This is a genomic window from Microbacterium sp. STRO-1N (assembly GCF_057748015.1).
The window spans coordinates 2,503,040-2,516,857 of sequence record NZ_CM173234.1; the positions used below are offsets into that span (position 1 = coordinate 2,503,040).

The window sequence follows — 13,818 nt, forward strand, 5'->3', positions numbered from 1 at the left end:
GTATCGAGTCTAGGAGAGCTGGTTGTTCCACATGGACAGCGCGGAGCCGATGGCCATGTGCATGTCGAGGTACTGGTACGTGCCCAGGCGTCCGCCGAAGTACACGTCCTTCTCGCCCTTCGCGAGCTCACGGTACGCGAGCAGCCCGGCACGGTCGTCCGCGGTGTTCACCGGGTAGTACGGCTCGTCGGTGCGCTCGGCGAACCGGGAGAACTCCCGCATGATCACGGTGCGGTCCTGCGCGAAGATGTCCTTGCGCTCCGGGTGGAAGTGCTTGAACTCGTGGATCCGCGTGAACGGGACATCCATGTCCGGGTAGTTCATCACACTCGTGCCCTGGAAATCACCGATCTCGAGGACCTCCTCCTCGAAGTCCAGCGTCCGCCAGCTCAACGCCCCCTCGGTGTACTCGAAATACCGATCCACCGGGCCGGTGTACACGATCGGAACCTGACCGACCATCGCCTTCTTGTTCAACGGCTGCGACTCGTCGAAGAAGTCCACATTCAGGCGCACCTCGATGTTCGGATGATCCGCCATCCGCTCCAACCACGCCGTGTACCCGTCCGTGGGCAGACCCTCCCACGTGTCATTGAAGTACCGGTTGTCATACGTGTACCGCACCGGCAACCGGCTGATGATGTCCCCCGACAGCTTGTGCGGGTCCGTCTGCCACTGCTTCGCCGTGTAATCACGGAAGAACGCCTCGAACAACGGACGCCCCACCAGAGCGATGCCCTTCTCCTCGAAGTTCGCCGCCGTCGCGACATCGAACTCCCCCGCCTGCTCCCGCACCAGCGCCCGCGCCTCAGCCGGCGAATACGCCGCCTGGAAGAACTGATTGATCGTGCCCAGATTCACCGGCATCGGGAACACCACGCTCTTGTGATTCGTGTACACCCGGTGCACATAACCCGTGAACGACGTGAACCGGTTCACGTACTCCCACACCGTCGCATTCGACGTGTGGAACAGATGCGCCCCATACCGGTGCACCTCGATCCCCGTCGACGGCTCCGCCTCACTGTACGCATTCCCACCGATGTGATGACGACGATCGATGACAGTGACCTTACGACCAGCATTCGCAGCACGCTCGGCAATAGTGAGGCCGAAGAAACCCGACCCGACGACAAGGAGATCCATACCACCATCGTATCCAGGCCAGGCAGTGAACCTTCTGCGCGCCCGCCTTCCGGGGCTCCTCCGGGATAGCGACCTATGATGTTCCTGCCATGACTCTGCAGATCTTCATTCCCTACTGGGGGGAACCGGGCCTTCTCTTCGATGCCATCGACTCGGTCCGCGCCCAGCGCAACCCGGAGTGGGAGCTGACAGTCATCGACGACTGCTACCCGGACGTCTCGGTCGGCGAGCGACTGCGAGCCGAGACGGACCCGCGGATCACCTACATCCGGAACGAGACGAATCTCGGGATCACCGAGAACTATCGTGAGGCGATCCGCCGGGCGACAGGGCGCCACGTGGCCATTCTCGGGTGCGATGACCTGCTGCACCCGAACTACGTGGATGTCATCACCGGCATCATCGAACGGCACCCCGACGTGGACGTCGTCCAACCGGGCGTCCAGGTCATCGACGAGAACGGCACGGTCGTGCTGCCGCTCGCGGATCGCATCAAGCAGCGCATGCTCTCCCCCCGCGACGAGACGGTGCTCACGGGCCAGGACATGGCCACGAGCCTGCTCCGCGGCAACTGGCTGTACTGGCCGTCGCTCACGTTCCGCACCGACACCCTGCGTCGGGTCGACTTCCGTGACGGGCTGCCGATCATCCAGGATCTCGCGCTCCTCGTCGACATCGCGTTCCAGGGCGGATCCCTCGCCTATTCGCCGACGCTGGCGTTCTCCTACCGGCGCCACAGCGGCAGCGCCTCGCAGAAGACTCTGCTGGACGGTCGTCGCTTCAGCGATGAGCGCACCTATTACGCGGCCGCTCGACGCCAAGCGGCGGAGAAGGGCTGGAGGCGCACCGCCAGAGTGACGCGGATGCGGATCCTGGCGAGGCTGCACGCGATCACCGAACTGCCGGGAGTTCTCAGGCACGGCAACGCCGCTGGGCTAAAGTCGACTCTGGCTCACATCTTCGCCCTGTAGCGGAAGCATGCGAGGTGGGGCCCGATTGGAGAGACTCCCCTCATGGCCGACCACGTTCTGATCACCGGAGGCGCCGGCTTCATCGGCACCCGTCTCGCGCAGCGATTCGTGCGCGCTGGGGTCCGCGTGACCGTCCTGGACTCCCTGCTCCCCCAGGTGCACGGCGACGACCCTGAAGCGTCGCCGCTGCTGCGATCGCTGGACGGCACGGCGACCGTGGTGCGCGGAAGCGTCACATCGAAGGACGACCTGCGCCGTGCACTGGACGGCGCGAACGTCGTGATCCACCTGGCCGCCGAGACCGGCACAGGGCAGTCGATGTACGAGATCGACCGCTACGTCGAGACGAACGTCGGCGGAACCGCGAAGCTGCTCGACCTCCTGACCAACGAGCAGCACGACGTCCGGCGCATCGTGATCGCCTCGTCCCGCTCGATCTACGGCGAGGGCGCCTACCGCACCGCCGACGGTCGCGTCGTGTACCCCGAGCACCGGGCGGATGCCGACATGGCCGCCGGCGACTTCCAGGTGCATCACCCCGGCGAGGGCGAGCTGGAGCTCATCCCGACCGACGAATCGGCGCTGCTGCACCCCTCGTCCCTGTACGGCATCACCAAGCAGATGCAGGAGGCGATGATCATGACCGTCGCCCCGACGATCGGCGTCGAACCGGTGTCGGTGCGGTACCAGAACGTGTACGGGCCGGGTCAATCGCTGAAGAACCCCTATACCGGCATCCTGTCGATCTTCTCCACCCTGATCCGGCAGGGCAAGGAGATCAACATCTTCGAGGACGGCGAGGAGAGCCGCGACTTCGTCTACATCGACGATGTCGTGGAGGCCACTTTCCTCGCGGCGACCGAGGCGGCTGCGGCCGGCGAGACCCTCAATGTGGGCTCCGGCGTCGGCACGACCGTCAATGAGGTCGTCGCGGCGCTGTTCGCCTCCCTCGGACGCGAGGTGCCCACCCGGATCTCGGGCAACTACCGGCTCGGAGACATCCGGCACAACATCGCCGACACGTCGCGCATGACCCGTGTGCTGGGCTTCACCCCGCAGGTCGCCTTCCGCGACGGCGTCGCGGCGTTCGCCGAGTGGGTGCTCACCGAGCCGATCGAGCAGGACGCGTACCAGCGCTCGCTCGACGAGATGGCGCAGCGGAATCTGCTGAAGTGAGCGCAGACCTGACCACGCCACGGGAGTTCCCGTTCCGGAGCAACAGCCTGAACCTGTTCCGGCTCATCCTGGCGTTCCTCGTGCTGGTCGCGCACGCGTTCTACACGGCGGGTCTGAACTGGGCCCCCGGCTTCAACGGCGAGAACCTGGGCGGCTGGGCCGTCATCGGCTTCTTCGTCATCAGCGGCTTTCTGATCACGCGATCCCGGCTTCGGACGGATGCCGGGACCTTCCTGGTCCACCGCATCGCCCGCATCATGCCCGCGTTCCTCGTGTGCCTCGCCCTGACAGCTGCGGTGTTCGGCTCGATCGCCCAGCTCGCGACCACCGGAACGCTCGACGGCTATCTGACGACGCCGACCACGCCGCTCGAGTACATCTGGGGCAACCTGTTCCTGCACATCGATCACTACGCGATCGGGTCGTCGTTGAGCACGCTGCCCTATCCGGATGCCTGGAACGGGTCGCTGTGGACGCTGTACTTCGAGTTCATCTGCTACCTGGTCGTGTGGGTGCTCGGCGCGTTCGCGATCTTCCGCCGCTCGGTGCTGCTGACGCTCGTCCTGTGGGCCGGCGCGGTCGCCGTCCGTGCGGCCACCGCCGCCGGACTCTCCGGCGGCCTGGACGGCGACTTCGACCTTCTCGCCCGGTTGCTGCCGTACTTCCTCGGCGGCTCTCTCGTGTATCTGGTGGTCCAGCGCTGGGGGTTGGTTTCGCTCATCGGCATCCTGTCGATTCCGGTCGCCGCCGTCCTGATGGCGTTCGTGCCGGTGCTCGGCGGCCCCCTGGCGGCTCCCCTTCTGTGCTACGCGCTGCTCTACCTGTCGACGGTCGTCCCGCAGCCCGCGTGGATCGCGCGCAACGACATCTCCTACGGCTTCTACATCTATGCGTGGCCCATGCAGCAGCTGGTGTACATCTTCGGCGGTGCGCAGTTCGGCGTGCTGGTGTATCTGCTGATCACGACAGCGGTGACGGCGCTGCTCGCCATGGCGAGCTGGTTCGTGATCGAACGGCCGGTGATGCGGCTCGCCAGGCACCGGCCTGCGAGGATGGTGGCCGCTCAGGCCTGAGTGCGCACCCGGCGCCGGGCCTCGCGCCACAGCCGGACCAGCAGAAGGCGGGAGCGAAGCGCCGGCAGGATGCCGCGTGGGCGGTCGCTCGACGCGTTCTCTCCGTGCACACGCCGACGCAGTGTCGGCTGCTCGACGTGCACGAGTTCGCCGGCGGTGTTCGCGACGGTGGCCAGCCACAGATCGTGCGACTCCGTCAGCCCGTCGGGGAACGGCAGCGCGACCGGGAGGAAGTCGCGACGGATCGCCATCGCGCATCCGAAGTACGGTGCGTCGCCGAGCAGGAGTCTGAGCTGGTTGCGGCAGCGGTGCGCGCCTCCGCCGGCGCGCAGCAGCCAGTCGCGGCGTGTCAGAGGCGACCGCAGCGGTGCGCCGGTGGACAGCAGGACGAGATTGGATGCTGCGACGGCACGCTCGTCGAGCGCGGCGACCAGCAGGGCACGCCTGCCGGGGATCCAGACGTCGTCCTGGTCCGAGAGCATGAGGACGTCGCCGGTCGCGCGCGTGAGCGCCTCCTCGAACGAGCGCACGTAGCCGCGATTGACGTCGCGGGCGAACACGCGCACGCGCGAGTCGTCGTAGGCCTCCAGCAGAGCGACCGTGCCGTCCGAAGAGGCATCGTCGACGATCACGACCTCGTCCGTCGGTTCGAGTTCGGCGAGGATCGAGTCCAGCTGCTCGCGCAGGTAGCGCGCGCCGTTGTAGGTCGCCATGCAGACGCTCACCCCGGTCATGCCGGCATCCTCCGTTCCGCCAGTGCTCGACGCAGGACGAGAAGCTGGTAGCCGGCCACGCACAGCTCGGATACGGCCACCGACCACGCGACCATCGGCAGGGAGCCGAGAGCCGCGAACAGGAGGATCAGCGGCGCGCCGACCAGGGCGCCGACCAGCGTCGACACGGCGAGCGCCGAGACCCGCCCCAGCACGACCAAGCACGCGTATCCCACCACGGCAGCGACGCCGATCCCGATGAAGGCCACCCCGAGCGGGATCGACAGCGCGAATGGCACCTGGATCTGGAAGCTCGACAGCGGGAGTGAGAGCACCGGCGACAGGACGGCGATCGCGATCCCGCCGAGCGTCGCGATCCCGGCGGCCGCCCATGTCGCGGTGCGGCACCGTGCGGCGAGGTCGGCCCCGCGCTCGGGAACCCAGCTCTGGAAGAACTGCTGCACGGGCTGGAAGGCGACAGACGCGTATCGGAACAGCTGCTGGGCGAGGCCGTAGACGGGCGTGGCCGCCGGGAGGAAGATCTGCACCGCGACGATCGGGAGCGTCACGTAGAGACTGCTCGTCAGCGTCGCGAGCACGGCATGCCGCTGCGCCATCAGGGCGTCGCGCCACGGCACTGGGGCGGGTCCCGCCGGCGCGCCGCGCAGGATGACGAGTGCGGACGATGAGACCCCGACGAGGTACCCCAGACCCTGACCGACGAGATAGACCCACAGCTCCCCCGTGACCACGGCGCCGATGACACCGAGGACTGCGCCGCCGACGATCGGCAGGGTGTCGAAACGGATCAGGCGGGTCGCGCTGCCCGTGCCGATGAAGTACCACGCCGCGCCCACGCTGGGCAGCAGATAGACGGCAGCCCCGAGCACGGATTCGAGCCACATCCCGCCGCCCAGCAGCGCCAAGAGGATGATGAGGACGACCGGGAAGGTCATGACGTACAGCACCGCCCGGATGCGCAGCGACGAGCGATAGAAACCGGTGCGCTCGTCGGCCATCATGGACGCGACGCTGGCAGCGCCCGTCGCGCCCCACCCGAACGAGACCACGATGCCCCCGAACTGCGCCACGCTCTGGATCACAAAAAGGTTGCCCCAGGTCGCCTTGCCCAGCGCGTCGATCAGGACCGGCATCGAGACGATGCCGACGAGCGTGACGATGATGACCGAGATCGTGAATCCGCTCAACCGACCGGCGACCTGCCTGCGGCTCATGCGTCCGGCCTCTCGACCGAGGCGTCCGGCCGCCCGACCGGTGCGGCCGACCAGCGGATCGTCCCTGCGATCTCGCGCAGGCCCTGCGGCATCGCGCCCATGCGCCCGCGGACGGCCGCGACCACGGCGACGCGGAACACCCGCCACATGGCCCGCCTCGGCCGCGCCACTCGGAGCACGTCGAGGAAATGGATGCCGTCGAACAGCGTGTCGCGCAGAATCCGCGTCGGCATGGCACGGAAGTACTCACGATCGATCACGAGCCGGTTCCTGACGCGGTAGAAGTACCGGAACGGCGTGCTCAGCGTCAGCACCGGCGGGATCCCCGGCACCCGCACCGGCAGGCCGAACAGCGTCCTCTCGTAGGCTGCTCCGAGCGCGTGCCCGAGACGCGCGCCGTCGGCGGCGATCACGGCCAGTCCGGCCCGCTTCAGCCGCAGCTCGAACTCGATATCGACGAGGTCGATGAAGAAGTCCTCGCGCAGCGCTCCGACGTCCTCGAGCACCGTCACGGGGATGAGCATTCCGGACTGGATGACCTCGGCCGCGGGCGCATAGCCGTTGCGCGACTCTCCCCTGGCCTGTCGCACGCCGGCGAAGTACTCCGGCACGATCGCCCCGATGCGGGCGCCGTCGGCCTCGGCCGCGTCAGCCGCTGAGAGCAGGCCGGCGACGAGGCCGTCCGGTACATGGGAGTCCTGGTCCATCGTGAGCACGTGCGTCGCCCCGCCGTCGCGCGCCAGGGCGATGCCGCGGTTCAGCGCCGCCGCGATGCCGAGATTGCGGCCGAGCCGCTCTACACGAGCGCCCAGGTCTGAGATCCGCTGCAGAGCGGCATCCGCACCCGTGCCCGACCCGTCGTCGACGACGATGACCTCGTCGACCTGGCCGAGCACGGAGGCCACGGCCTGAACCGCGCCGTCGGTTGGGCCGAACGCCGAGAACACGGCGACGGTCCGGCGCGCCGTCACAGACGCACCCCGTCCCCCGGCCGAGGGCTCTGATGGCGGGGTTCGGTCATCCCAGAGAGCACATGCATCGCTCACCTAGACTAGCCTCAACGCCGACCGCGCACCTGAGGAGGACTGCCACACGATGACAGCGGGACACCCCTCGGGGACCATCGTGTTGGCGGCTTTCCAGCCCGACCCCGAGCTGTTCCGCCGGCAGCTCAGCTCGTTGCAGGCGCAGACCGTCCAGGACTGGACGTGCGTCATCTCCGTGGATGGCGAGCGCGCACCCGTCGAGGCGCTCGTGGACGAGATCACCGGCGGCGACGAGCGCTTCGTCGTGATCGGCGACGACCGGCGTCGCGGGTTCTACGGCAACTTCGAACAGGCGCTGGCTGCGGTGCCCTCGGATGCCGCGTGGGTGGCGCTCGCCGACCAGGACGACCACTGGTATCCGCACAAGCTCGAGACGCTTCTCCCTCTCCTGGAGGATCACTCGCTGGCCTCCGGCCAGGCGCGCCTGGTGACATATCCGGGCGGCGTCGAACTCGGCGTCACGGATCGCGCCGACCACGGCCCGGCGTCGACGGTGCTCATCAACCAGTTCACCGGGTCGCTGTGCGTGTTCGAGCGGACGCTGCTCGACGATGCACTGCCGTTCCCGCATCCTCCGTCCCGCGTCGCGACCCACGACCACTGGCTCGCCGTCATCGCGGGCACTCGTGGAGGGACGGCGATCGTCGACGAGGTCGTGCAGGACTATGTCCAGCACGACGCGAACGTGTACGGCGACCCGAGCCGCGCCGGAGACGCAGGCGTGCTCGCACCGCTGCGCAACGCGCTGCGGCTCGCGGAGCGCGTCGAAGGGTCGAGATCCCCGCTCGCGGTCGTCCGCATGACCTTTTGGACGTACGTGGGATGGCGGCAGCTCATGGTCGACACTCTCGAGGCACGGCGCGCGCCGGAGTGGAGCATCACGCCGCCCCTGGCGGGCGGGTTCGGTCGCACACGGAGCTACCGCAAGCTGAACGCACAGTTGAGCATCGCCGTGGCGCAGGGCGTGATCTCGTCCCGGTACGCGTGGGGCTACCGCGCGAGCTGGTTGGCCGGTGCAATGATCGGCGGCCGTGCCCGCGTCACGCGTGCGATCGCTACCCCAGCCCGCATGCCGTGATCTGATACAGCCGCGCGTCGCCCTCGCTGTCGACGAGATCGACGACGCCGGCATCCGCCAGGTCCTCGAGACCAGGAAGCGGATGCGTGTCAGGGTGCACCTCTCGTTCGCCGAAATCGAGCACGAATCCGACGTTCAGCGCGTCGACCGCGTCGCAGACCTCGCCGTCAGTGAGGGCATCGTCGAGGTGTTCGTTGATGAGTTCCATGTCGTCGGAGATGTCGACGAGCATGTGGGGCATGAGCACCTCGCGACCGCCGATCGCGTAGGCCAGGCCCGCACCGGTATAGGGGTTCCCCGCGATGACCACGCCCTCCGGAACGGTTTCGTCGAGACGCTCGAGCAGCACCATCTCGTCGGCACTGATCAGCACGGAGTCGTCGTCGAGGTCGAACACGTTCTGCGCGTACGCGATCGCCCGCGGAACAGCCGGGAGCGGGAACACGAGGAAGGCGATCGCCGCGGCCGCGATGCCGACGACGAGGCGCGCTCTGTTCGCCTCGGGACGCGCGGCCCTCCAGCGGCGTTCGACCCATTCCACCGTCCGTGCGAGGCCGAAGGCCGCCAGCGGGAGCAGCGCGATCGCGAACACCGATGCCAGTCGCTGCCAGTTGTTGTACCAGCTGCCGGTCAGGGCGTCACGCAGATCCCACAGCGGCCCGCCGAAGGAGGTCACCACGATGAACAGACCAAGGCCGATGAGCCAGGACGCCACCATCACGATCGCCTTCGCTGTGCGTTCCCGGATCGCCCACACCAGGCCGATGAGCACCGCGAGCGCGACGGCGACCGCGCTGATGCCGTAGTACATCGAGAGCTGCAGTCCTTCGGACAGCGCCTGCAGCTTCGGGAACGGCACCGGCCAGAGCCGCGCGGCCTCCGGCGGGCGGAGCACCCTGAGCAGGAGGAGACCGACGATCGCGTACCCGACGAGGCCGCCGACGAGCCAGCTGCGCTCACGCACCGAGCGGCGCGAGCGCCAGGTGCGCCACGCGAACACCGCGACCATCGGCACGGACAGCGCGAGCCACGCGACGAATCCGCCGGGGTGCGCGAGGGCGAGACCGGGAATCGACCCGACGAGGACGAACGCCCACCATCCGCGATGCAGTCTCTCGGCATCCGAACCGATGCCGAGCACCGCTGCGGTCGCGGCGAGCACGAACGGCAGCATCGCCAACGACAACTGGAACGGATACAGCACGCCGTAGTCCATCGGCAGCAGCGGGAACGTGGGGATCGAGACGCTCACGATCGCGGCGGAGACCATGGCGATGCGCGAAGCGCCGACCAGGACGCGCACGAGCAGCATCGCACCGATCGGCCAGATCACGGCCGCGATCACGAGCGTCAGCGCGTTGACCGCGACGGGGATGCTCGCACCGCTGAGCTGCACGACGATGGTCGCCGTGGCGTGCCACGCGGACGGATAGAACGGCAAGCCACCGGTCGGGCTCGTCATCTGACCGAGTTCGAGCGGCGACGCCGCCGAGACGTCGAGGATGTACTGGATCGCGTTGAGGTGGAACACGTTGTCGAATGTCTGCGAGATCGCATTCGGCTGTCCGATCACCAGGGTCACCTGGATCGTCAGCACCACTGCCGCAGCGGCGGCTGCGCCGAGAGTCCACCAGCCTGCACCCGGCCAGCGTGCACTCGGTCGGCGCCACGAGACCGGACGCCCGACCCACCGCCGGACGAGCACGATGCCGATCGCGATGACCGCGGCGACAGCGAGGCACGGCAGGACCGACCACCCGATGCCCAGCCAACCGGCGATGATGCTCGCGCCCCCGATGACGGTGGTGGCGAAGACCGGTGCGGCGGCAGCGGCCCACAGGCCGCGCAGCCCGATCAATCGAGCCAGCGTGCCGCCGAGAACGGCGTACACCAGGACCAGAACCGTCGCGGGCCAGAGCAGCTCCAGCATTCCCATGTGTCTCCCCGACCCTCTCGCGCACGAACCGGATCAGGATATCCCGCGCGGATCGGCAACGCCTGACCACGCGCCCGCATCGTCGGGCACCGGGACCGAAGCCGTGCATGTGACAACATGGAGGCGTGAAAGGCATCATTCTTGCGGGGGGCTCTGGTACGCGTCTGCATCCGATCACGCTTGGTGTGTCCAAGCAGTTGATTCCGGTGTATGACAAGCCGATGGTTTATTACCCGTTGTCGACGCTCATGCTGGCGGGTATTCGGGACATTCTGGTGATCACGACGCCGCATGATGCGGAGCATTTCGAGCGGCTGTTGGGTGATGGGTCGCAGTTCGGGGTGTCGATCTCGTTCGCGCAGCAGCCGTCGCCGGATGGTCTGGCGCAGGCGTTCACGATCGGTGCGGATTTCATCGGTGGGGATGATGTCGCGTTGGTGCTGGGTGACAACCTGTTGTACGGGCCGGGGTTGGGGTCGCGGTTGTCGCGGTTCACGGGTCTGGATGGTGGGGCGGTGTTCGCGTACTGGGTGGCGGAGCCGTCTGCGTATGGTGTGGTCGAGTTCGATGAGGAGGGGCGGGCGATCTCTTTGGAGGAGAAGCCGGTCGTTCCGAAGAGTAACTATGCGGTGCCTGGGCTGTATTTCTATGACAATGATGTGATCGAGATCGCTCGGAACCTGCAGCCCAGTGCGCGCGGTGAGTATGAGATCACGGACATCAACCGGGCGTATCTGGAGGCGGGGAAGCTGCAGGTCGAGGTGTTGCCGCGGGGGACGGCGTGGTTGGACACGGGAACGTTCGATCAGATGACCGATGCCGCCGATTATGTCCGCACGATGGAGCGGCGCACGGCGTTGAAGATCGGGGTGCCGGAAGAGGTCGCGTGGCGGCAGGGGTTCCTGGATGATGTCCAGTTGCGTCAGCGGGCGCAGAAGCTGGTGAAGTCCGGGTACGGGTCGTACCTGCTGGATCTGTTGGAAAGAGGAAAAGCGTGAGCCGTCTGCTGGTCACCGGGGGTGCCGGGTTCATCGGCTCCAACTTCGTCCACCATGTCGTGAATACGACGGATCATCATGTGACGGTGCTGGACGCGCTCACCTATGCCGGCAACCGGGCCTCACTCGCGGGGCTGGCGGAGGACCGGGTGAGGTTCGTGCACGGCGACATCACCGACGCGACCCTGGTGGACTCGCTGTTCGCCGACACGGATGCCGTGGTGCATTACGCGGCCGAGTCGCACAACGACAACTCGCTCAACGCCCCGCGCCCGTTCCTGGACACGAACATCATCGGCACGTACACGCTGCTGGAAGCCGCCCGCACGCACGGCACCCGGTTCCACCACATCTCCACCGACGAGGTCTACGGCGACCTGGAACTGGACGACCCGGAACGGTTCACCGAATCCACCCCGTACAACCCGTCCTCCCCGTACTCCTCCACCAAGGCCGGCTCCGACCTGCTGGTGCGGGCCTGGGTGCGCTCGTTCGGGGTGCAGGCCACGATCTCGAACTGCTCGAACAACTACGGCCCCTACCAGCACGTGGAGAAGTTCATCCCCCGCCAGATCACGAACGTGATCCGCGGCATCCGCCCCAAACTCTACGGGGCAGGCGAGAACGTGCGCGACTGGATCCACGCCGATGACCACTCCTCCGCCGTCCTCACCATCCTCGAAAAGGGTCAGATCGGACAGACCTACCTCATCGGCGCCGACGGGGAACGCAACAACAAGGACGTCGTCGAACTCATCCTCACCCTCATGGGCCAGCCCGCCGACGCCTACGACCACGTCACCGACCGGGCCGGACACGACCTGCGCTACGCGATCGACTCCACCCGCCTGCGCACCGAACTCGGATGGACCCCCACGTACGGCGACTTCGAAACCGGCCTCGCCGCGACCATCGACTGGTACCGCCACAACGAAGACTGGTGGGCGCCGTCCAAAGCCGCCACCGAAACCTTCTACGCCTCCAAAGGACAGTGATGACGGAATTCGGCAAGGCGCTCTCGATCTCGGAGACCACGATCCCCGGCCTGCTGATCGCAGAGCTCCCGGTGCACGGCGACTCCCGTGGGTGGTTCAAAGAGAACTGGCAGCGGGAGAAGATGATCGCCGCCGGGCTCGAGGACTTCGGCCCCGTGCAGAACAACATCTCGTTCAACGACGAGGTCGGCACGACCCGCGGCATCCACGCCGAACCCTGGGACAAGTGGGTATCGGTGGCGACCGGACGCATCTTCGGCGCCTGGGTCGACCTCCGAGAAGGCCCCACCTTCGGTGCCGTCTACACGGCCGAGATCGACCCGTCCCGGGCGATCTTCGTCCCCCGCGGCGTCGGCAACTCCTACCAGACACTCGAAGCCGACACCGCGTACGCGTACCTCGTCAACGACCACTGGTCCCCCGACGCGTCCTACTCGTTCCTGAACCTCGCCGACGAGACCGCCGCCATCGATTGGCCCATCCCGCTCGCCGATGTCGAGATCTCCGACAAGGACAAGGCGCACCCGCGCCTGGTCGATGTGACGCCGATCGCGCCCCGCAAGATCCTCGTCCTCGGAGCCGCCGGCCAGCTCGGCCTCGCCCTGCGTTCCCGCCTCGGCGACGCGGCGCACATCGAATACGCCACGCGCTCCGAGCTCGACGTCACCGCCGCAGACCTCGCCTCGGCCCGCCGCTGGCGCGACTACGGCACGATCATCAACGCCGCCGCCTACACGGCCGTCGACACCGCCGAGACCCCCGAAGGCCGCGCCGCAGCCTGGCAGGCCAATGCGACCGCCGTCGCCGCGCTCGCGCGCATCGCCGACGACAACGGCATCACGCTCGTGCACGTCTCCAGCGACTACGTCTACGACGGCACCGGAACCGGCGCCTACACCGAAGACACAGCGTTCAGCCCGCTCGGCGTCTACGGCCAGACCAAGGCCGCCGGCGACCTCGCCGTGCAGACCGCATCCCGGCACTACATCGTGCGCACCTCGTGGGTCATCGGCGAGGGAAAGAACTTCGTCGGCACCATGCGCTCGCTCGCCGAACGCGGCATCGACCCCAAGGTCGTGGCAGACCAGATCGGCCGCCTCAGCTTCACCACCGACATCGCCGACGCCATCGCGCACCTGCTGGAATCGGACGCCGACTACGGCACCTACAACGTCACCAGCGCCGGCGAACCGCAATCCTGGGCCGACATCGCCCGCGCCGTCTATCAGCTCACCGGCCACGACCCCGCCCGCGTCTCCGACGTCACCACTGCCGACTACTTCCAGGATGCCGCAGGCCCCGTCTCCCCCCGGCCGCTGAACAGTGTGCTGGATCTCACGAAGATCACGGCAACCGGATATACGCCGCGCGACGGCGCCGAGGCGCTCAAGGACTACCTCGACGTCTGAGGCGAGGCCCGCAGCCTCTCGTCGCGTCGCGCAACCGAGGGG

Annotated in this window: 12 protein-coding genes; 7 read left to right on the top strand and 5 right to left on the bottom strand. The window is 67.5% G+C overall.

Going from position 1 to position 13,818, the window contains the following annotated elements; all coding sequences use genetic code 11:
- Positions 1-9: 9 nt before the first annotated feature.
- Positions 10-1,146, bottom strand: a complete 1,137-nt coding sequence (glf, locus tag AC3ANJ_RS12140) for a UDP-galactopyranose mutase (RefSeq protein ID WP_488316515.1) — start codon at positions 1,144-1,146, stop codon at positions 10-12.
- 89 nt (positions 1,147-1,235) lie between these two features.
- On the opposite strand from glf, the gene AC3ANJ_RS12145 reads away from it, so the two are divergent.
- From AC3ANJ_RS12145 to AC3ANJ_RS12155, 3 genes are read left to right on the top strand one after another with little or no spacing between them, the layout of a single operon-like run.
- Complete coding sequence (locus AC3ANJ_RS12145; RefSeq protein WP_488316516.1) at positions 1,236-2,117, top strand: glycosyltransferase; 882 nt, start codon at positions 1,236-1,238, stop codon at positions 2,115-2,117.
- A gap of 42 nt (positions 2,118-2,159) precedes the next feature.
- Entirely contained in the window at positions 2,160-3,293 is a 1,134-nt protein-coding gene (locus AC3ANJ_RS12150) for an NAD-dependent epimerase/dehydratase family protein (RefSeq protein ID WP_488316517.1), read from the top strand.
- Positions 3,290-4,366, top strand: a complete 1,077-nt coding sequence (locus tag AC3ANJ_RS12155) for an acyltransferase family protein (protein ID WP_488316518.1) — start codon at positions 3,290-3,292, stop codon at positions 4,364-4,366. The genes AC3ANJ_RS12150 and AC3ANJ_RS12155 overlap by 4 nt, the downstream gene beginning before the upstream one ends.
- Here AC3ANJ_RS12155 and AC3ANJ_RS12160 read toward each other — a convergent pair.
- Genes AC3ANJ_RS12160 through AC3ANJ_RS12170 form a run of 3 tightly spaced genes read right to left on the bottom strand, consistent with a single transcriptional unit; the run spans position 4,357 to position 7,285 of the window.
- A complete protein-coding gene (locus AC3ANJ_RS12160) occupies positions 4,357-5,100 on the bottom strand; it encodes a glycosyltransferase family 2 protein (RefSeq protein ID WP_488316519.1) in 744 nt (247 codons plus the stop codon). The genes AC3ANJ_RS12155 and AC3ANJ_RS12160 overlap by 10 nt on opposite strands.
- Complete coding sequence (locus AC3ANJ_RS12165; protein WP_488316520.1) at positions 5,097-6,314, bottom strand: lipopolysaccharide biosynthesis protein; 1,218 nt, start codon at positions 6,312-6,314, stop codon at positions 5,097-5,099. Before AC3ANJ_RS12165 ends, AC3ANJ_RS12160 begins: the two co-directional genes overlap by 4 nt.
- Complete coding sequence (locus AC3ANJ_RS12170) at positions 6,311-7,285, bottom strand: glycosyltransferase (RefSeq protein ID WP_488316521.1); 975 nt, start codon at positions 7,283-7,285, stop codon at positions 6,311-6,313. The genes AC3ANJ_RS12165 and AC3ANJ_RS12170 overlap by 4 nt, the downstream gene beginning before the upstream one ends.
- A 124-nt stretch (positions 7,286-7,409) precedes the next feature.
- Between AC3ANJ_RS12170 and AC3ANJ_RS12175 the strand changes: the two genes are divergently transcribed.
- Positions 7,410-8,438 carry a glycosyltransferase gene (locus AC3ANJ_RS12175; protein WP_488316522.1) on the top strand — a complete coding sequence of 343 codons (1,029 nt, stop codon included), beginning with the start codon at positions 7,410-7,412 and terminating at the stop codon, positions 8,436-8,438.
- Here AC3ANJ_RS12175 and AC3ANJ_RS12180 read toward each other — a convergent pair.
- Positions 8,416-10,374, bottom strand: coding sequence for a DUF6541 family protein (locus AC3ANJ_RS12180; protein WP_488316523.1), 1,959 nt, complete (start codon positions 10,372-10,374; stop codon positions 8,416-8,418). The two genes, AC3ANJ_RS12175 and AC3ANJ_RS12180, sit on opposite strands and share 23 nt — an antisense overlap.
- Positions 10,375-10,499: 125 nt before the next feature.
- Between AC3ANJ_RS12180 and rfbA the strand changes: the two genes are divergently transcribed.
- The 3 genes from rfbA to AC3ANJ_RS12195 are packed head-to-tail and all read left to right on the top strand — an operon-like array spanning position 10,500 to position 13,776.
- Positions 10,500-11,372, top strand: a complete 873-nt coding sequence (gene rfbA, locus AC3ANJ_RS12185) for a glucose-1-phosphate thymidylyltransferase RfbA (RefSeq protein ID WP_488316524.1) — start codon at positions 10,500-10,502, stop codon at positions 11,370-11,372.
- Positions 11,369-12,367: a dTDP-glucose 4,6-dehydratase gene (gene rfbB / locus AC3ANJ_RS12190; protein WP_488316525.1), complete on the top strand. Its 999-nt coding sequence runs from the start codon at positions 11,369-11,371 to the stop codon at positions 12,365-12,367. The genes rfbA and rfbB overlap by 4 nt, the downstream gene beginning before the upstream one ends.
- The gene (locus tag AC3ANJ_RS12195) at positions 12,367-13,776 is read left to right on the top strand and encodes a sugar nucleotide-binding protein (RefSeq protein ID WP_488316526.1); all 1,410 of its coding nucleotides are present in this window, start codon (positions 12,367-12,369) and stop codon (positions 13,774-13,776) included. The genes rfbB and AC3ANJ_RS12195 overlap by 1 nt, the downstream gene beginning before the upstream one ends.
- The last annotated feature ends 42 nt before the right edge of the window (positions 13,777-13,818 follow it).

Coding starts and splice junctions, on each gene's coding strand:
- glf (WP_488316515.1), bottom strand. CDS start 1,146: ATGGATCTCCTTGTCGTCGGGTCGGGTTTCTTCGGCCTCACTATTGCC.
- AC3ANJ_RS12145 (WP_488316516.1), top strand. CDS start 1,236: ATGACTCTGCAGATCTTCATTCCCTACTGGGGGGAACCGGGCCTTCTC.
- AC3ANJ_RS12150 (WP_488316517.1), top strand. CDS start 2,160: ATGGCCGACCACGTTCTGATCACCGGAGGCGCCGGCTTCATCGGCACC.
- AC3ANJ_RS12160 (WP_488316519.1), bottom strand. CDS start 5,100: ATGACCGGGGTGAGCGTCTGCATGGCGACCTACAACGGCGCGCGCTAC.
- AC3ANJ_RS12165 (WP_488316520.1), bottom strand. CDS start 6,314: ATGAGCCGCAGGCAGGTCGCCGGTCGGTTGAGCGGATTCACGATCTCG.
- AC3ANJ_RS12175 (WP_488316522.1), top strand. CDS start 7,410: ATGACAGCGGGACACCCCTCGGGGACCATCGTGTTGGCGGCTTTCCAG.
- AC3ANJ_RS12180 (WP_488316523.1), bottom strand. CDS start 10,374: ATGGGAATGCTGGAGCTGCTCTGGCCCGCGACGGTTCTGGTCCTGGTG.
- AC3ANJ_RS12195 (WP_488316526.1), top strand. CDS start 12,367: ATGACGGAATTCGGCAAGGCGCTCTCGATCTCGGAGACCACGATCCCC.